At 56.2% G+C, this 17,605-nt stretch carries 18 protein-coding genes; 5 read left to right on the forward strand and 13 right to left on the reverse strand.

Features of this window, described 5'->3' with window-relative positions; all coding sequences use genetic code 11:
• Nucleotides 1-6: 6 nt before the first annotated feature.
• From glnQ to cutC, 7 genes are all read right to left on the reverse strand, one after another.
• On the reverse strand, nt 7-729 hold the full coding sequence (glnQ, locus tag N5J69_RS02810; RefSeq protein WP_279768100.1) for a glutamine ABC transporter ATP-binding protein GlnQ: 723 nt from the start codon (nt 727-729) through the stop codon (nt 7-9).
• Between the two features lie 2 nt (nt 730-731).
• Nucleotides 732-1,388, reverse strand: coding sequence for a glutamine ABC transporter permease GlnP (glnP, locus tag N5J69_RS02815; protein WP_279767930.1), 657 nt, complete (start codon nt 1,386-1,388; stop codon nt 732-734).
• Nucleotides 1,389-1,439: 51 nt separating this feature from the next.
• Complete coding sequence (gene glnH, locus N5J69_RS02820; protein WP_279767931.1) at nt 1,440-2,192, reverse strand: glutamine ABC transporter substrate-binding protein GlnH; 753 nt, start codon at nt 2,190-2,192, stop codon at nt 1,440-1,442.
• Nucleotides 2,193-2,319: 127 nt separating this feature from the next.
• A complete protein-coding gene (locus N5J69_RS02825) occupies nt 2,320-2,874 on the reverse strand; it encodes a carboxymuconolactone decarboxylase family protein (RefSeq protein ID WP_279767932.1) in 555 nt (184 codons plus the stop codon).
• Nucleotides 2,871-4,199 carry an aspartate aminotransferase family protein gene (locus N5J69_RS02830; protein ID WP_279767933.1) on the reverse strand — a complete coding sequence of 443 codons (1,329 nt, stop codon included), beginning with the start codon at nt 4,197-4,199 and terminating at the stop codon, nt 2,871-2,873. The genes N5J69_RS02825 and N5J69_RS02830 overlap by 4 nt, the downstream gene beginning before the upstream one ends.
• 127 nt (nt 4,200-4,326) lie before the next feature.
• The gene (locus N5J69_RS02835; RefSeq protein WP_279767934.1) at nt 4,327-5,184 is read right to left on the reverse strand and encodes a MurR/RpiR family transcriptional regulator; all 858 of its coding nucleotides are present in this window, start codon (nt 5,182-5,184) and stop codon (nt 4,327-4,329) included.
• Between the two features lie 265 nt (nt 5,185-5,449).
• On the reverse strand, nt 5,450-6,202 hold the full coding sequence (gene cutC, locus N5J69_RS02840) for a copper homeostasis protein CutC (RefSeq protein ID WP_279767936.1): 753 nt from the start codon (nt 6,200-6,202) through the stop codon (nt 5,450-5,452).
• Between the two features lie 85 nt (nt 6,203-6,287).
• On the opposite strand from cutC, the gene N5J69_RS02845 reads away from it, so the two are divergent.
• On the forward strand, nt 6,288-7,433 hold the full coding sequence (locus N5J69_RS02845; protein ID WP_279767937.1) for a PatB family C-S lyase: 1,146 nt from the start codon (nt 6,288-6,290) through the stop codon (nt 7,431-7,433).
• Here N5J69_RS02845 and N5J69_RS02850 read toward each other — a convergent pair.
• Nucleotides 7,430-7,990: a VOC family protein gene (locus N5J69_RS02850; protein ID WP_279767938.1), complete on the reverse strand. Its 561-nt coding sequence runs from the start codon at nt 7,988-7,990 to the stop codon at nt 7,430-7,432. The genes N5J69_RS02845 and N5J69_RS02850 overlap by 4 nt on opposite strands.
• Nucleotides 7,991-8,304: 314 nt before the next feature.
• Between N5J69_RS02850 and N5J69_RS02855 the strand changes: the two genes are divergently transcribed.
• The 4 genes from N5J69_RS02855 to N5J69_RS02870 all read left to right on the forward strand — a co-directional run bounded on the left by N5J69_RS02855 (nt 8,305) and on the right by N5J69_RS02870 (nt 12,582).
• Nucleotides 8,305-8,427, forward strand: coding sequence for a hypothetical protein (locus N5J69_RS02855; protein WP_009089698.1), 123 nt, complete (start codon nt 8,305-8,307; stop codon nt 8,425-8,427).
• A gap of 210 nt (nt 8,428-8,637) precedes the next feature.
• Nucleotides 8,638-10,368: an arginine--tRNA ligase gene (gene argS / locus N5J69_RS02860; protein WP_279767940.1), complete on the forward strand. Its 1,731-nt coding sequence runs from the start codon at nt 8,638-8,640 to the stop codon at nt 10,366-10,368.
• 90 nt (nt 10,369-10,458) lie between these two features.
• Nucleotides 10,459-11,409 carry a LysR substrate-binding domain-containing protein gene (locus tag N5J69_RS02865; protein WP_279767941.1) on the forward strand — a complete coding sequence of 317 codons (951 nt, stop codon included), beginning with the start codon at nt 10,459-10,461 and terminating at the stop codon, nt 11,407-11,409.
• 174 nt (nt 11,410-11,583) lie between these two features.
• Nucleotides 11,584-12,582: an aldo/keto reductase gene (locus N5J69_RS02870; RefSeq protein WP_279767942.1), complete on the forward strand. Its 999-nt coding sequence runs from the start codon at nt 11,584-11,586 to the stop codon at nt 12,580-12,582.
• Between the two features lie 149 nt (nt 12,583-12,731).
• Here the strand turns inward: N5J69_RS02870 and N5J69_RS02875 are convergent, their stop codons facing one another.
• From N5J69_RS02875 to cheY, 5 genes are all read right to left on the reverse strand, one after another.
• On the reverse strand, nt 12,732-13,124 hold the full coding sequence (locus N5J69_RS02875) for a flagellar protein FlhE (protein WP_279767943.1): 393 nt from the start codon (nt 13,122-13,124) through the stop codon (nt 12,732-12,734).
• Complete coding sequence (flhA, locus tag N5J69_RS02880) at nt 13,124-15,217, reverse strand: flagellar biosynthesis protein FlhA (RefSeq protein ID WP_279767945.1); 2,094 nt, start codon at nt 15,215-15,217, stop codon at nt 13,124-13,126. The genes N5J69_RS02875 and flhA overlap by 1 nt, the downstream gene beginning before the upstream one ends.
• Complete coding sequence (gene flhB, locus N5J69_RS02885; protein ID WP_279767947.1) at nt 15,210-16,361, reverse strand: flagellar biosynthesis protein FlhB; 1,152 nt, start codon at nt 16,359-16,361, stop codon at nt 15,210-15,212. Before flhB ends, flhA begins: the two co-directional genes overlap by 8 nt.
• A gap of 192 nt (nt 16,362-16,553) precedes the next feature.
• Nucleotides 16,554-17,195 carry a protein phosphatase CheZ gene (gene cheZ, locus N5J69_RS02890; protein ID WP_279767948.1) on the reverse strand — a complete coding sequence of 214 codons (642 nt, stop codon included), beginning with the start codon at nt 17,193-17,195 and terminating at the stop codon, nt 16,554-16,556.
• A 9-nt stretch (nt 17,196-17,204) separates the two neighbouring features.
• Nucleotides 17,205-17,594, reverse strand: a complete 390-nt coding sequence (gene cheY / locus N5J69_RS02895) for a chemotaxis response regulator CheY (RefSeq protein WP_010258559.1) — start codon at nt 17,592-17,594, stop codon at nt 17,205-17,207.
• Nucleotides 17,595-17,605: the final 11 nt, after the last annotated feature.

The raw sequence follows: 17,605 nt of genomic DNA on the forward strand, positions 1-17,605 counted from the left end.
CTTCTTTCAGGAGACGTGTTGCAGGAATTCTTTCAGGCGCGGATTGGTGCTGTCATTAAGCAGCTTATCCGGTGAGCCATCTTCGGCAATGGTACCACCATCAATAAAGATGAGTCGGGAGGCCACATCGCGGGCAAAGCCAATCTCATGGGTCACAATCACCATCGTCATGCCCTCTTCGGCGAGTGAGCGCATCACTTTCAGCACTTCATGACGCAGTTCAGGATCCAGCGCAGAGGTGGGTTCATCAAACAGCATCATTTTTGGTTTGACGGCCAGCGCCCGCGCAATGGCCACACGCTGCTGCTGACCGCCGGAGAGCTCGGCGGGGTAATGGCTGGCGCGTTCACGCAGGCCGACCCGGTCCAGCAAGGCCAGTGCCTGTTCGCGGGCCGAGGCTTTTCTCTGGCCGCGCACGCGGAGAGGACCAAACATCACATTTTCCAGCGCAGTCAGGTGAGGAAACAGGTGGAACTGCTGGAACACCATGCCTGCCTCACGGCGGATATCACATTCATTCGCATGGGGATCGGTGATGTGTTTACCCGCCACCAGCAGCGTCCCGGTGGAGATTTCCTCCAGCTTGTTAATGCAGCGCAACAGCGTGGATTTTCCCGATCCCGACGGACCAATGATCACCACCACTTCGCCCGCCTCAATCTTCAGATTGATATCGTGCAGAACCTGAGTTGCGCCGAAGTTTTTCGACACCGCGCTAAATTCAACCATGCTCATAGAATATGAATCCTCTTTTCCAGTTGCTTCAGCAGAAAACTCAGGCAGAGCGTCACCAGCAGATAAATCATCGCGACGGCGGTCCACACTTCCAGCGCACGGAAATTACCGGCAATAATTTCCTGTCCCTGACGGGTTAATTCCGCCACGCCGATAACAATAAACAGCGAGGTGTCTTTAATACTGATGATCCACTGGTTACCCAGCGCGGGGATCATGCGCCGCAACGCCAGCGGCATAATGACATGCCACAGGGTGCTGCGCTGTGATAATCCCATGGCAAGACTCGCCTCTTTAAACCCTTTATTAATGGAGAGGATGGCACCGCGCGTTATTTCTGCAATATAGGCACCGGAATTAATAACAATGGTCACAATAGCCGCCGTGATCGGATCAATACGAATCGGCATCACCATCGGCAGGGCAAAGTAAATAAACATCACCTGCACCATAATGGGCGTACCACGAATTAACTCGACAAAAATCAGCGACAGCGTTTTTGTGATTCGCCCACCCAATGCGCGACAGGTTCCGGCCAGCAGACCAATAACAAAGCCCCCCAGCAAACCTGACAATGAAATAATCAGCGTAAGCTGCAATCCCTGTAATAACAGCGGCAGCGCTTCCCAGATATAGTGACTGTCAAAATTCATAATTCGATCCATAAAGGCGAAATGAGGCCGGACAGTGCCGGCCTGGCTGAGTTATTTCGGCTGTTTTGCAAACCACTTCAGATAGATTTTGTCGTAAGTGCCATCCGCACGCAGCGCCCGTAACGCAGCGTTGACTTTCGGCGTCAGGCTGCTGTTCTTCTGCATCGCGAAACCGTACTGTTGCGGCAGAATGCTGTCCGTCTCACCCGTGGATTTCACTTTGCCATTGCCCGCGGTTTTCACGTAATAGAGAACATTCGGGGAATCATGCACTACCGCGTCGAGATTACCCGCCTGCAAATCGAGATAGGCGTTATCGATGTTCGGAAATTCAACATAGTCCGCTTTATATTTGCTCTTCATAAAGTTGGCCGCGGCTGTCCCTTGTTTCAGACCCACTTTTTTTCCCGCTAAATCGCTGAATTTAGTGATGGCGTTATCGCTGCTTTTTACTGCCATCAGCAAATCGGCGTTATAATAGCCGTCACTGAAATCAACAACCTGCTTCCGCGCATCGGTAATAGTAATACCGGCCATCGCAACATCCAGATTGCGTGATTGCAGGCCTGGAATTAAGCCACCGAAATCCATTGGGCGTAATTCGTAACTGACATCCATTTTTTTGGCGATAGCGTTCCAGAGATCAATATCGAAGCCCACATACTTATCACCCTGCTTAAATTCAAAGGGCACAAATGCGGTATCCACACCCACCATCAGTTTATCCTGGGCAGTGGCAATAAAACTGGCTGAACAGGCGACCAGTACTAATGAGACTTTTAATGTAGAGAATAATCCAGACATAATAACCCCCGGCGTCAGTGAAAAAGCGTACAGTGAATAGCACCCGACGAGGATTTCGCCGGGATAAATAAACAGAATGTCGTTAAAATACCGGGCATATCAGAATGCACCCGGATGAAACGATAACTTATTCAGGAATAATGGGATCCTGCGTCTCGGGTACCGGCGTCTGTGCGCCGTTCATGATCATTGAGAGAAAACTGTAATAGCCGTTAATGCCAATCAGATCCACCACCCCCTTTTCGCCCCACAAACTGATGGCCTGCTGCCAGGTGGCGTCACTGACTTTCTGCTGCTGGTGCAGCTGCTGGCAGAAGTGGTAAATCACCCATTCATCGGGCTGAAGATCATCCGGCTGACGTTTTTCATTAATTGCCTGCACCGCTGCCGCAGAAATGCCCTTCTCACGTGCGATGGGGGCATGAATCGCCCACTCCACCGGCTGGGACCAGTGCCGGGCGGTCATCAGAATAGCCAGCTCCGACAGACGCTGCCCCAGCGCACTGCGATACCGAAGATACTCCCCCATGCGCTGTGCATGGGCCATCAATTCAGGACTGCGCAACAGCGGCTCAAACGGTGGCAGCAGCGCCCCCCGTGGTCCGTTGATAATTTCCTGCGCCAGCGGGCGTTGCCGATCGTCCCACTCATGCTCCGCCAGCGGCGGCAGACGGTTAATCATAATCTGGCCGTCTCTTCACGAATGACCTGCTCCAGCGTCTCCACCACAAAATCGAGCTGCGCTGTCGTAATAATAAAAGGCGGGGCAATCAGAATGTGATCGCCATATTGCCCGTCAATCGTTCCGCCCATGGGGTAGACCATCAGACCACGTGCCATACAGTTCGCTTTGATTGCTGCGTGCAGTTTCAGCGCGGGATCAAACGGCGTTTTACTGGCTTTATCACGAACCAGCTCAACCCCGGCGAACAGGCCGCGTCCGCGTGTGTCACCCACCTGCGGCAACTCACCCAGTCGTTCGCGCAACGCACGTTGCAGGTAATCACCCTGCCGTTTCACGGCGTCTAATAAATTGTCGCGCTGGATGACCTGCTGCACCGCCAGGGCGGCAGAGGCTGCCGTAGCATGGCAGATATAGGTATGACCATGCTGAAAAAGGCCACTGCCCGCCTGCAGGGCAGTGACAATTTTTTCACTCGCCAGCACCGCACCGATCGGCTGATAGCCACCCCCCAGCCCTTTGGCAATGGTCACCAGATCAGGCACCACGTCATCCTGTTCACACGCATACAGCGTACCGGTTCGTCCCATGCCGCACATCACTTCATCCGCAATATAGAGCAGGCCATATTTGTCACAGAGGCGGCGTACTCCTTTGAAGTAACCGGGTGTAGGCGGTGTTGCACCCGTCGTCGCGCCCACCACCGTCTCTGCGCAAAAACCGATAATCGTCTCAGGACCGGCATCAATAATCGCCTGCTCCAGCTCGTTTAACAGGCGCTGTGTGTATTGCTGCCGGGTTTCATCCGAACGGCGGTCGCGATACTCATTACAGGCTGAGACACGGATCACGTCGATCAGCAGTGGGGCAAACTGGCGACGACGCCATTCGTTGCCCCCCACCGCCAGCGCACCCAGCGTATTACCGTGGTAACTCTGACTGCGGGCGATGAAACGCGTACGGGACGGCTGACCCATTTCAACAAAATATTGCCGGGCAAGCTTCAGCGCGGTCTCTATCGCTTCAGAGCCGCCAGAGACGAAATAGGCGTAATTGAGATCGCCAGGGGCATTGCGGGTCAGATGTTCCGCGAGCTGTTCAACCGTGTCGCTGGTAAAGAAACCGGTGTGGGCATAGGCAAGTTGATCGATCTGACGATGCATCGCAGCCAGCACATCAGGATGCCCGTGACCTAAGCAGGAAACGGCAGCCCCTCCGCAGGCATCCAGATACTGTTTTCCCTGTGCATCGAAGATGTACGCCCCTTGTGCGCCTGCGGCCACGGCGGGCGTACTGCGCAGACTACGGTGAATAATATGGCTCATGCTGGGTCCTGCTCCTGGATACGCTGCGATAACTCAGCGCATCATGCCGGATCCATTTGGATCACGTCAATGCGAGAATGATACATATGCATTCTGTTTTCTTATAACGGATACAAATGAATCCTTATCAGGGTTTGCCAGGGACCACATAGGCACCTGAATCAATCAGGTAGCGTTCGGCATTTTCGATTTTGCTGACGGCCTCACGGCCATGACGGGCCACCAGCATCGCCAGCAGACATTCAGCCAGCCCCATACCGGAAACCACAGAAGGAAAGAACGAGGGGCTCTCCACCGAGAACAACAAAGTACAGTCGGCGGCCTGCGCCAGGGGAGAAACAGGGGAATCCGTAATCGCGACGATTTTCGCCCCCGCCTGACGGGCAGCCTGCAACACCGTCAGTGATTCACGAGAATAGGGCGCAAAACTGGTCAGCAAGATCGCGTCCTGCGCCGTCAGTTCGCGGGTAAAGACTTCGATATTGCTCGCCAGGCCATCGATCAGAGAAACCTGGCGGTTGAATAAGCGATAGATATAAAACAGTGACCAGGCGATGGGAAAACTGGCACGAAATCCACAGATGTAGACGTTATCGGCCGCATCCAGCAGGCTGACGGCTTTATCCATCTTCTGATGATTATCACGTTGCGTTGCCGCAAGGTTAGCCTGATGCGCCTGAAAGACCTCTTCGTAAAGCTGAGGCTGGGTCGGTTTAGCGATCAGTTTTTCAGCTTTAGAGACGTAGGTATCATCGCGCAGACCGATATCATCAATAAACGCGTCTTTAAGCTCACCCCAGCCCTCATAGCCCAGCCGCTGTGCCAGTCGCATCAGCGTGGCAGGTTTTACCCCCGCTTCTGTGGCAAAAGCCCGCATGGACTGCACCACGAGCTGATTCGTATTCTGAAGTGAAAACTCGGCAGCGCGTTGTAACACAGGCGACAACGTACTGAACTGGCTGACAATTTTTTCCCTGGGATTCATGGCGGCACTTCATCGGCTGGCTGATGCTGGCATCTAATCACATTTAGGATCCAGACTCCACTCTCAGACATTCCGCCCCGCCACGCCAGCAGATGCAGGGGGTTGTGTCATGCAGAGAAATACTGGCGGCGAGAGACATTGCGAAGCGGTCAGATGAAGGCAGAAAGATTTACACAAAAAGAACCCCAGCAAGCGGTACTGGGGTTTGGTACTTGCAAACACCACGTCAATGATCGGCGTGCTGCGCGGCAAAATCGGTTGTAGTTCAGGCGACCCGAACGGTGCTCATCTGCATCACGCTTTTCATCGCCTCAACCACATCGCCGTCTACACAATAGCGGCTGAATTCGTCGGTTTCGGCTTCTGAACACATGGAGACCCCCGCTTTGCGGTAGCGCATCGGCGACGCCACCAGGCGACTGGCCGAGCTGTGAACTTCATCAATCCCCATGTCGAGAAACTTTTGCAGGTTGCTGAGACGCACGCCCGCCCCTGCCATAATGATAGGACCGTTACTGGCCTCATTTAGTTCCCGGAGTAATGCAATTCCGTTTTCAGCGCTCTGCTGCTGACCGGAGGTCAGAATTCGCGCCACCCCCAAATCCGTTAACTCTTCCAGTGCGCGCTTTGGGCTGTGACAGAGATCGAAGGCGCGATGGAAGGTCACGGCCAGGCCCTCACACAGCGCCATAATCTGTCGCATCTGGCTCTGATGAATATGGGCGTCCTCATCCAGCATCCCGATAACCAGACCGGGAAAACCGAGTTCACGGATTAACGCCACATCCGATTTCATCGCGTCAAATTCGCGTGCGGTATAACAAAAATCGCCACCCCGTGGCCGGACAATAGGATGAACCGGAATTGACACCTCGCGCCGGGCGGCATTCAGCATCCCCACCGATGGCGTCAGCCCGCCTTCACGCGGTGCGGCACACAGCTCGATGCGATCAGCGCCCGCCTGTTGTGCGGTCACGGCGCAATCCACGCCATAGCAGCAAATTTCCAGTGTGGTCATTCTCTTCTCCTTTACATGACTCTGGTTCAAGGCAGATTCATCAGTTAGTCTGGCTGCTGGAATGAGTTTACCGGGAAAGTTAACTATGGCATTCAATTTCGACCAACGGATAGACCGTCGTCACAGCGATAGCCTTAAATGGAACAAATATGCGGACCAGGACATTCTGCCGCTGTGGGTGGCAGACACCGATTTCCGATCGCCTGACTGCGTCATCGATGCAATTAAAACCCGTGCCGGACATGGGATTTTTGGCTATGGCGACACGCCAGCAGCATTTATCGACAGCGCGACAGGGTGGCTGGCCTCACGCTATCAGTGGCACGTTAATCCGGAGTGGATTGTGGTGTTGCCGGGTGTTGTAAGCGCACTGAATCTCGCCGTGCGGGCATTTACCGCGCCGGACGAGCTGACGATTGCCCCTACCCCCATTTATCCGCCGTTTCGCGGTGCGGCAAAACTGGCCGAGCGCGGTCAGATCACGCTGCCGCTGACGCTGCAACAGGGACGCTGGCTGCTGGATACCGATGCGGCTGAAGACCAGCTCACTGGCAAAGCGCGGCTGTTGATGCTGTGTAACCCGCAGAATCCGGGCGGCACGGTTTATCGTCGCGACGAACTGCAGGCACAGCTGGAATTTGCGCAGAGGCACGATCTGATTGTCTGTTCCGATGAAATCCACAGCGATCTGCTGCTGGAACCGGGCGTTAAGCACATCCCGTTCGCGTCGCTGAGTGAGGATGCGGCCCAGCGCAGTGTGACGCTGATGTCACCGTCCAAGAGCTTTAATATTGCCGGTCTGGGTGCGTCCATCGCCATCATCCCGAATGCCGAACTGCGTGCGCGCTTTAACCGGATGCGACGCGGTATTGTGCCGGAGGTAGATATTCTGGCACTCACCGCTGCGGCAGCGGCCTGGCGCGAAGGGGAACCCTGGCTGCAGGCGCAGAATGCTTACCTGCGCAGTAACCGTGACTGGCTGGTCTCGCAGGTCAATAAAATGGCCGGCCTGTCCGTCGCCGCGCCGGAAGCGACTTACCTGGCCTGGATTGACGCCAGTGCGCTGGGCGTAGCCAGCCCTGCCCTCTATTTTGAGAAGCACGGACTGGGTTTAACCGCCGGACGTGAGTTTGGCGATGACCAGTTTGTCCGGCTCAATTTCGGCTGCACCCGTGCGCTGCTCGATGAGGCTGTTGCGCGCCTGAAGCGGGCGGTCGCTGCCCGGATCTAGTGCTGTTCGCTGGCGACAATCTCCTCAAGCCGCCACGGATGAAACTTGATCGTGGTCTGCCCATCCGTCACCGCCAGGGTCGGATTGGGCAGACGCTCATTCTCGCCCTGTGGTGAGCTGGTTTTAAACGAAATGCCCGGCTGCGTCAGCGCGTCGTCGGAGAGCAATGCCATCGCACGCATACCCAGCGTCTGGTGATCGCCGCGTAACACCACCTCGATATGCTCCCAGCCTTCATGGCGATAACGCTTTTCACCCGGCCACGGCAGTTCAACCACATCAATCTGCCTGCCCGCCACGAACAGCGGATCATGCAGTTTAAACAGGCAAATCTGCCTTCCGTTGATCATCGCGGCTGAAAACTCAGTGCCAATCTGCCGCAGGCCTTGCTGCCAGCGCATCGCTGTCGTGTCCTGATGGCAACGCACGGCGATGTGGTCAACCTCCAGATCCTTAAGGCTTAAACCGAGTCGCTGCGAAAAAATTTGCAACGATTCTTCGAAACGTCCTAAATCTGTCTTTAAATCATCCAATTCTGCCGGAAAAGATCGCTCCATTACCGCAATTCCTCTCTCTTTGTTTAGCATTTATAATCTGTCTGGTTTACTGTGCGCCGCCTGCCCGGCAACACAAAATGATAAGATTCATCTTATTTGAACCGGAATTTAACGCAAAACCGTATAATAACATCTTTCATTTCGGATTTATCTCCTGTTTAGGACCATGAGTTCCTTGATGAAAACAGGTTAATTTATTGATTTAAATCAACTTCTTTAATACAATAAGATAACTCTTATTTAAAGATCAAACAATTGCAGCCCATCCTGCCTTCCTATAAATTTGACCTAACACAACCAAAAGGAATGGCTCTATGTCTATGCTCATCGTTGTCGCTGTCCTGATCGCACTGATGGGGTTTGCAATCTCCCGCCATTGGAAGGTGCGTGAAGATAAAAGCGTAAAGAACCCGCGTCGTCATCTTCGACGTCGCTAACGCCTTTGGGAAACATCTTCTTCAGCTCTGTTTCCCCGCTTCATCCAACTGCTGACGCCCACCGACATTTCACGTATACTTTTCCCCTCATTTTTTTCCGTTTTGTCTGCCCATCCGTTTCGGCCCCTTCGTGACGCGATGCGCTCAGGCAAGATGATGACAGCCCGGCTTAGCAGGTCCGGGCGTTGTTAAGCACATGAAGGTAACTCGGTGAATATTCAGGCTCTTCTTTCCGCAAAAGTCAGTCAGGCAATGGTTTTAGCCGGCGCACCCGCCGATTGCGAACCGCAGGTTCGTCAGTCTGCACGGGTTCAGTTTGGAGACTATCAGGCCAACGGCATTATGGCCGTGGCGAAAAAGCTGGGACAGGCACCGCGACAGCTGGCGGAAGCGGTGATTCAGCACCTCGACCTGACCGGCATCGCCAGCAAAGTTGAAATTGCCGGACCGGGCTTCATCAATATCTTTCTCGATCACAACTGGCTGGCAACCCAGGCCCGCGAAGCGCTGAGTCTGCCACGTCTTGGTGTGCAGCTGGCCGAGCCGCAGACGATTGTGGTTGACTACTCCGCGCCAAACGTCGCAAAAGAGATGCACGTGGGTCACATCCGCTCCACCATCATTGGTGACGCGGCGGTGCGCACGCTGGAATTTCTTGGACACAACGTCATCCGTGCCAACCACGTTGGCGACTGGGGTACGCAGTTCGGCATGCTGATTGCGTTCCTGGAAAAGCAGCAGAATGAAAATCACGCGGAGATGGCGCTGGCCGATCTCGAAGGCTTCTACCGTGAAGCCAAGCGCACCTATGACGAAGCTCCTGAGTTTGCCGAACGTGCGCGCAGCTATGTGGTGAAATTGCAGGGCGGTGATGATTACTGCCGTCAGATGTGGAAGAAACTGGTCGACATCACCATGAGTCAGAACCAGAAAATCTATGACCGGATGAACGTCACGCTGACGCGCAATGATGTCATGGGTGAAAGTCTCTACAACGATATGCTGCCTGGCATCGTTTCCGACCTGAAACAGAAAGGTCTGGCCGTTGAAAGCGAAGGCGCGACCGTGGTGTTCCTGGATGAATTCCAGAACAAAGAAGGTGAGCCAATGGGCGTCATCATCCAGAAAAAGGATGGCGGCTACCTCTACACCACCACCGATATCGCCTGTGCGAAATACCGTTACGAAACGCTGAAAGCAGACCGTGTGCTGTATTACATCGACTCACGTCAGCATCAGCATCTGGTTCAGGCCTGGACCATCGTGCGTAAAGCGGGTTATGTACCGGCGTCTGTGCCGCTGGAGCACCATGCGTTTGGCATGATGCTGGGCAAAGATGGCCGTCCGTTCAAAACCCGTAGCGGCGGCACCATCAAGCTCTCCGATTTACTGGATGAAGCCTGGCAGCGTGCCTACACGCTGGTGCGTGAGAAAAACCCGGAGATGAGCGAAGCGGAAGTGAAGACGCTGGCGGAAGTGATGGGCATCAGCGCAGTGAAATACGCTGACCTGTCAAAAAGCCGCACCACCGACTACATCTTCGACTGGGACAACATGCTGGCGTTTGAAGGCAACACCGCGCCTTACATGCAGTATGCGTACACCCGCGTGCTCTCCGTTTTCCGCAAAGCGGGAATTGATGCCGATTCGCTGGATGCAGAGATCGTGATCACCGAAGAGCGCGAAGCACAGCTGGCGGCGCGTCTGCTGCAGTTCGAAGAGGTTATCACCCAGGTGGCTCGCGACGGCACGCCACACGTCATGTGTGCTTATCTCTACGATCTGGCCGGGCTGTTCTCCGGATTCTACGAGCACTGCCCGATTCTCAGTGCGGAATCAGAAGCGACCCGCCTGAGCCGACTGCAGCTGGCCGCGCTGACCGCGAAGACGCTGAAGCAGGGTCTGGATACGCTGGGTATCGATACCGTCGAGCGCATGTAATTGCTTAAACGGAGAGGGCACCCCCTCTCCGTTACTGACTTTCCGGTTTTTCTCCCCTCTCCCCCACTTTCTCAGCAGCAGGATGGCGTCATGTCACTAGCCGCGCATCTCATCAGCAGCCATCTTCCCACCATCCGGCAGTTGCAGTGCTTTCTGGCTGTGGCGCACGAGCTTAATTTTCGCCGGGCTGCAGAGCGGCTCAGCATGACGCAACCGCCGCTCACCCGGCAGATTCAGCGTCTGGAAGATCTGCTGGGCCAGTCGCTGTTCTGCCGTTCCACCCACGAGGTGACGCTCACCGATTCTGGCCGTGCGCTGGTGGCACAAGCAGAGGCGATCCTCATTGCGCTGAGTGCCTTAAAGCAGGATGCACAGCCTGCCGGGGGCAGACTTCGTATCGGCATGACCCGCACGCTGAACGCTGAACTGATGCCACCGCTTAACCGGCAACTCGCCGCGCTTCATGCCAGCGATGAGATGGCGATGCCGAGCCTGACCTCCGCTCAGCTGCTGCAAAGCCTGGCGAAAAACCAGCTGGATGTAATTATTACCGGCGAACGGGGCCCGGACGCAGAAAATGCGGTGCAGTACGCCTGGGTTTATCAGGAACCCCTGCTGGTTGCTATGCCGTCGGCGCATCCTGCCAGCCTGACAGAAAAAGTCACGCTGGAGTCACTGGCTGACCTGCCGCTGTTCTGGTTTCCGCGCAGTGCTAACCCGCTGTTTTATGATAAGTGTGAGCGCTACTTCGCCACGCTCAGCATCACGCTGAAACGGATCAGGGAGCCGGAAGACTCCCTGCTGATGCTGTCGCACATCGCCAGAGGCAAGGGGTTTGCGCTGATGCCGCAGTCAACGTGTACCTTTAATCAGGCTGGCCTCTGTTACCGTCCACTGGCTGAACGTGCAGCCCGGCAGCTGATGATTGATGTTTATGCGGCGATTCGCGCCGATGAAAAAAATGAGGCGGTTCTCAATGCGCTGAAACGCCTTTCGCTGCCCGCTGACGGCGACGACGCCCTGCCTGATCCGCGCCGCTAAGTCGCTGTTTCTCTTATCCCGCGCTGGCTGTGATTGCCAGCATACGGGGTCCCGTCCCGGTAAAAGCCTGACGCCCCTCTCCGCCCCCTGATACCTTTTCTGCATAACGCAAAGAGCAATTCATTGCTTTCCCGCCGGGTGAAACAATCGCCTCTCACTGACGAGGAGAGACACATGAAAAAGCGAACGTTAACGCAGGGTATGGACGTCAGCGCCATCGGTTATGGCGCGATGGGGCTCAGCGAATTTTATGGTCAGACCAACGACGCTCACTCACTGCAACTGCTCAGCCAGCTGCGCGAGCTGGGTATCACCTTTATTGATACCGCCGATCTCTACGGGCGCGGCCACAATGAGCAGTTGATAGGCCGGTTTCTTGCCGGGATGAGTAAGGCCGAACGGCTGACCTTTACCGTTGCGACGAAATGTGGCATTGAGCGGCCAGCGAATGAGGCCTATGCCCGCACCATCAACAATCAGCCGGACTACATTACCCAGAGCTGCCATGCCTCTCTGAAACGGCTGGGCGTTGAGCGAATCGATCTTTTTTATCTGCATCGGATCAGTCCGGCGACGCCGATTGAGGAGAGCATGACCTGCCTCAGCCGTCTGGTGCAGGAGGGAAAGATTGGCCGGATTGGGCTGTGTGAAGCCTCTGCTTCAACGCTGAGCCGGGCGCATGCAATCCATCCGCTGGCCGCGTTGCAGACAGAATATTCACTCTGGACGCGCGATATTGAAGCAGAGATTCTGCCGAGGGTGAAACAGCTTGGCATTGGCCTGGTGCCCTATTCACCGCTGGGCAGAGGTTTTCTGACCGGTAAATATCGCAAAAACAGCGAGTTTGCCGAGGGCGACTTCCGCAAACATAACGACCGTTTTCAGCAGGACAATCTCGATCACAATCTGCTGCTCCTCAACGCGATCGCGCCGCTGGCCGGGAAATATCACGCCACCACCGGGCAGATCGCGCTGGCCTGGCTGCTGGCGCAGTATGAAAAAATTGTGCCGATACCGGGCACTAAACAGATCGCCTGGCTGACTGAAAACGCGCAGGCCGCAGAGATTGAGCTGGAAGCGGAAGACCTCCGGTTGCTGAATACCCTTCATCAGCAGATTGAGGTAAAAGGTGGCCGTTACTCTGAAGAGGGAATGAAAGGGGTTAATGCCTGATGCCTGAACATGACTTCGTTTGTGAGTGATCTGCGGTTAGTGAGTGCGGTCTTAATTGCTCATTAATTGCTCGCTAAGTGACCTGCCAGCCGATGCACAACATTGCTGTGCATCGGTGTCTTCGGGGACGGGGTCACTGATGCAGCCGGTTATTCGTAATTGACCATCACTTCGCTGCTCACCACCCGTAATCCTGGTGGCAGCGCACCGCTTCCGGGAAAGCCAAATACCATGTGCAGGGTCTCACCGGCGTTCAGATGTGCCAGTCCCCGCGTGGTGCCGCTGGCCCCCTCCAGGGTGGTGCAGCGCTGCTCGCCGCACAGCCTTACCTCAAGACCAGCGGGTGCTGGCCTGCTCAGCTGATAACGCCAGTTTATGATGCTGACCTCACCGCCGACGTCGGTGGGTGGCGTCAGCGGCTGCGCCCGTTGCCAGCTGCCACGGTTCGCCAGCGGCGGGCCACTGGCTGTGGCGCTCCAGGCACCACCGGCCGCGTGAGCCAGCAGCGGCAGCATGAGGAACATCGTTAAAAGTCCGCGCATCACTTGCCTCCGATGGTTGCTGTCATACGGATCTGGCGATTGTCGCTCAGCTCCAGATTAGAGAGCACCACCAGCTGTGGCAGATTGCGGCGCAGGAATCGCGCCAGCAGCGCACGCAGCGGATGGTTGACCAGCAGCACCGGCGGTGCGCCCAGCATATCCTGGCGTTGCAGGGCCGCCTGTGCCTGACTTAACAGCCGATCGGCCAGACCCGGCTCCAGCCCGCCCCCGCCCTGCAACGCCTGTAACAGCAGGCGCTCCAGCGTGGAATCAAGCCCGATAACCTGCACTTCATCGTTGCCAGGGAACCACTGCTGGGTAATGGCACGTCCCAGCGCCACACGCACCACACTGGTCAGCTCCTGCGGATCGCTCTGCACTGGCGCATGTTCCGCCAGCGTTTCAATGATGGTGCGCATATCACGAATCGACACCCGCTCCACCAGCAGATTCTGCAGCACCTTGTGTAGCGTGGTCAGTGTGATCACCCCCGGCACCAGATCTTCGGTCAGCTTCGGCATCTCCTGGGTCACGCGATCCAGCAGCTGCTGCGCTTCCTGACGGCCAAACAGCTCGCTGGCGAACTGCCCAATCAGGTGGTTGAGGTGCGTCGCCACTACGGTACTGGCTTCAACAACGGTAAAGCCCTGAATCTGCGCCTGCTCTTTCAGCGCGCTGTCAATCCAGACTGCCGCCAGGCCAAAGGCCGGATCGACGGTGGCTTCACCCGGCAGCGTTCCGGCTGCCGTGCCGGGGTTAATTGCCATCCAGCGGCCAGGATAGGCATCCCCGCTGCCAATCTCCACCCCTTTCATCAGGATGCGATAGCGCGCAGGCGGCAGCTCCATGTTGTCGCGGATATGCACCACCGGCGGCAGGAAACCGACATCCTGGGCGACTTTCTTACGGATACTGCGGATACGTCCCAGCAGCTCGCCGTTTTGCTGATGATCGACCATCGGAATCAGGCGATAGCCCACTTCCATGCCCAGCGTATCTTCCAGCTGCACATCGGTCCAGGAGGCTTCGGTAGCGGCTGGCGTGTCAGGCATTTTGGTGATGCTGCCAGCCACTTCAGTCTTTTTCTTCGGCTGCATTTCACGCCCCCGCAGCCACCAGGCCAGACCGAGTAAGGCGGCGGTGAACAGCAGGAAAACGAAGTTAGGCATGCCCGGCACCAGACCCAGCAAGCCGATTACCCCGGCGCTGAGCATCAGCACGCGGGGATCTTTAAACAGCTGCGTGACCATCTGCTCGCCGACATCCTGATCGGTGGCGACGCGCGTCACGATAACACCCGCTGCGGTAGAGATTACCAGCGCCGGGATCTGTGCCACCAGACCATCACCGATGGTCAGCAGCGTATAGGTCTCTGCGGCGTGCCCCACGTCCATGCCGTGCTGCACCACGCCCACCAGCAGGCCGCCGATGACGTTGATCACCATGATCATAATACCGGCGACGGCATCACCACGAACGAACTTACTGGCACCGTCCATCGAACCGTAGAAGTCCGCTTCCTGGGTCACTTCGGCACGACGGCGTTTGGCCTCATCTTCACCGATCAGACCGGCGTTGAGGTCCGCATCGATCGCCATCTGCTTACCGGGCATCCCGTCCAGCACAAAGCGTGCGCCCACTTCAGCGATACGCCCCGCACCCTTGGTGATAACCATGAAGTTGATGATGACCAGGATGATAAACACCACGATACCGATGGCGAAGTTACCACCCACCAGGAAGTGACCGAACGCTTCAACCACCTGTCCTGCTGCCGCGGCACCGGTGTGCCCCTCCATCAGGATGATACGGGTTGAGGCCACGTTCAGTGCCAGACGCAGCAACGTCGAGAACAGCAGAATGGTCGGGAACGCCGCAAACTCCAGGGTCCGCTGGGTGAACATCGACACCAGCAGGATCATGATCGACAGCGCAATGTTAAAGGTGAACAGCAGATCCAGGATGAACGGCGGTAATGGCAGAACCATCATCGACAGGATGATCAGGATCAGCACCGGCCCGGCCAGTACCTGCCACTGCATATCTTTAAAGTTGCCCGGTAAACGTAGTTTTGCGGCCAGGTTATTAGCCATCGTTTTTGCTCTCTCCTGCAAAGTCCATCTCTGCCGGAACCGGCAGGTTTTTTGGTTTGGTTGGGATCAGGCCGCCTTCACGCTTCCAGCGACGCGACTGCCAGACCCACGCCAGCACCTCTGCCACGGCAGCATAGAGCGCGCCGGGGATGTGCTGACCAATTTCAGTGTGTCGGTATAACGCACGCGCCAGCGGCGGTGCTTCCAGAACCGGAATGCGATGTTCGGCAGCCAGCTCACGAATTCTCAGGGCGATTTCGCCCGCGCCCTTCGCCACCACCTTCGGTGCGCTCATCTTCTTCTCGTTGTACTGCAATGCCACCGAGTAGTGCGTCGGGTTGGTGACGATGACGTCGGCTTTTGGCACATCAGCCATCATTCTGCGTCGTGCAGCGGCACGCATCTGCTGCCGGATGCGCCCTTTAACGTGCGGGTCGCCTTCCTGCTGCTTATGCTCGTCGCGGATCTCCTGCATCGACATCTTCAGCTTTTTAAAGTGGCTGTAGAGCTGCCAGAAGACGTCATATCCCACCATCGGGATCAGCCCCAGCATTACCAGGGTACAGCAGACCGCGATCATCTCCATGCCGTGAATCAGCGCGGTAACGGGTGACTCACTGATCAGCCGCAACATCTCAGGCCAGTGGCTCCAGATGTACCACCAGCCCACGGCACCCACCAGAATGGTCTTGAGAATGCCCTTGAACAGTTCGGTCCAGGCCTGGGCCGCAAACATGCGCTTGAAACCGGCCATCGGGTTGAGCTTTTTCAGGTCGAACTTGATCGATTTGCCGCTGAAAACGATGCCGCCCAGCAGCATGGGCGCGGCAATCGCCACCAGTATCAGACCGCCCATCAGCGGCAGCAGCGCCATCAGCGCCTGGGTGACAAGGCTGCCGATGTGGCTGACGATAATCTTGTCATCCCTGACCATGCCGTGGTCAAAACGGAGACCGGTAGCGACCATCGCCGCCAGCCGGTGCGCCATCATGTTACCGCCCATCCACAGAATCATGATGCCGGCCAGCAGCATCAGCAGTGACGTCAGTTCACGCGAACGCGGAATCTGGCCCTCTTCACGCGCTTTCTCAAGTCGGTGGGCCGTGGGCGATTCTGTTTTGTCTTCGTCGCTTTCTTCAGCCACGACAAACCTCGGTTGGCAGGAATTCTGAGCATAGGATGCCAAATCTGACTTAAGTTAAAGCGGAGATAAGATGGGGAAAACAGGCGTTCTTTCGGGGATGGGTCTGACAAGGGGGAACGGGGCCACCCGAAGGTAGCCCTGTTTTTTGACGATAGCAGCCGTTCTGCCCGCCCGCAGGCGGGCGAACCCGGCTTAAAACCCTAAGCTATCCAGCAGGTCATCAACCTGATCCTGGTTCGCGACCACGCCCGGTGCATCGGCGTGGATCTGCGGGCCGTTCAGCAGGCTGGTGCCTTCCTGACGCTTCTCAGCGCTGACTTCCGGCATGTTCTCCAGCAGCACCATTAACAGCTGGCGCTCAATTTCCTGGATCACATCCATCATGCGCTTGATCACCTGACCGGTCAGGTCCTGGAAATCCTGCGCCATCATGATTTCAAGCAGCTGCTTGTTGGTAAAGGCGGTGTGCTCTGGCACGGCGGTGAGGAATGCGCGCGTATCCGTCACCAACTCCCGCGCATCACCCAGTTCAATCGGGTTCTCAAACCACGCATCCCAACGCCCTTTCAGCTGAGTTGCCCCGGCTTCCATCTTATCCTGATGGGGTTGTGCTGCTTCAACACAGTTCAGCGCACGGTCGGCGGCCTGCGCCGTCATCTGCACCACATAATCAAGACGATCGCGGGCATCAGGAATAGCTTCAGCTGCATCGGCAATGGCTTGATCCAGCCCCAGCTCGCGCAGACTGTCGCGCAGCATGCGCGTCAGTGAGCCAATGCGTGAAATGATGTCGTGTGCCGCGGCATCCTCAGTTGGTTTCGGAAAGTCGCTCATCACATCTCCTTACATGCCCAGTTTTTCGAAAATTTTGCCCAGCTTCTCTTCCAGGGTTGCCGCGGTGAATGGCTTCACGACATATCCGCTGGCTCCCGCCTGGGCGGCGGCGATAATGTTCTCTTTCTTGGCTTCTGCGGTTACCATCAGGACCGGCAGCGAACTCATTGCTGCGTCAGCACGAATGGTCTGCAGCAGCTGCAGGCCATCCATGTTTGGCATGTTCCAGTCGGAAATCACGAAGTCGAAACCACCCGCTTTCAGTTTGCCAAGGGCATCCACACCATCTTCTGCTTCTTCTACGTTATTGAAGCCCAGCTCTTTCAGCAGGTTACGTACAATACGACGCATCGTATTGAAGTCGTCTACTACCAAAAAGCGCATGTTTTTATCAGCCATATCTACTCCTG

Source organism: Pantoea sp. GD03673, from assembly GCF_029844725.1.
Taxonomy (GTDB): Bacteria; Pseudomonadota; Gammaproteobacteria; order Enterobacterales; family Enterobacteriaceae; genus Pantoea.

Excerpts from the sequence above, each read along its gene's own strand:
- glnQ (WP_279768100.1), bottom strand. The coding sequence starts at position 729 with ATGGTTGAATTTAGCGCGGTGTCGAAAAACTTCGGCGCAACTCAGGTT.
- glnP (WP_279767930.1), bottom strand. The coding sequence starts at position 1,388 with ATGAATTTTGACAGTCACTATATCTGGGAAGCGCTGCCGCTGTTATTA.
- glnH (WP_279767931.1), bottom strand. The coding sequence starts at position 2,192 with ATGTCTGGATTATTCTCTACATTAAAAGTCTCATTAGTACTGGTCGCC.
- N5J69_RS02825 (WP_279767932.1), bottom strand. The coding sequence starts at position 2,874 with ATGATTAACCGTCTGCCGCCGCTGGCGGAGCATGAGTGGGACGATCGG.
- N5J69_RS02830 (WP_279767933.1), bottom strand. The coding sequence starts at position 4,199 with ATGAGCCATATTATTCACCGTAGTCTGCGCAGTACGCCCGCCGTGGCC.
- N5J69_RS02835 (WP_279767934.1), bottom strand. The coding sequence starts at position 5,184 with ATGAATCCCAGGGAAAAAATTGTCAGCCAGTTCAGTACGTTGTCGCCT.
- cutC (WP_279767936.1), bottom strand. The coding sequence starts at position 6,202 with ATGACCACACTGGAAATTTGCTGCTATGGCGTGGATTGCGCCGTGACC.
- N5J69_RS02845 (WP_279767937.1), top strand. The coding sequence starts at position 6,288 with ATGGCATTCAATTTCGACCAACGGATAGACCGTCGTCACAGCGATAGC.
- N5J69_RS02850 (WP_279767938.1), bottom strand. The coding sequence starts at position 7,990 with ATGGAGCGATCTTTTCCGGCAGAATTGGATGATTTAAAGACAGATTTA.
- N5J69_RS02855 (WP_009089698.1), top strand. The coding sequence starts at position 8,305 with ATGTCTATGCTCATCGTTGTCGCTGTCCTGATCGCACTGATGGGGTTT.
- N5J69_RS02865 (WP_279767941.1), top strand. The coding sequence starts at position 10,459 with ATGTCACTAGCCGCGCATCTCATCAGCAGCCATCTTCCCACCATCCGG.
- N5J69_RS02870 (WP_279767942.1), top strand. The coding sequence starts at position 11,584 with ATGAAAAAGCGAACGTTAACGCAGGGTATGGACGTCAGCGCCATCGGT.
- N5J69_RS02875 (WP_279767943.1), bottom strand. The coding sequence starts at position 13,124 with ATGCGCGGACTTTTAACGATGTTCCTCATGCTGCCGCTGCTGGCTCAC.
- flhA (WP_279767945.1), bottom strand. The coding sequence starts at position 15,217 with ATGGCTAATAACCTGGCCGCAAAACTACGTTTACCGGGCAACTTTAAA.
- cheZ (WP_279767948.1), bottom strand. The coding sequence starts at position 17,195 with ATGAGCGACTTTCCGAAACCAACTGAGGATGCCGCGGCACACGACATC.
- cheY (WP_010258559.1), bottom strand. The coding sequence starts at position 17,594 with ATGGCTGATAAAAACATGCGCTTTTTGGTAGTAGACGACTTCAATACG.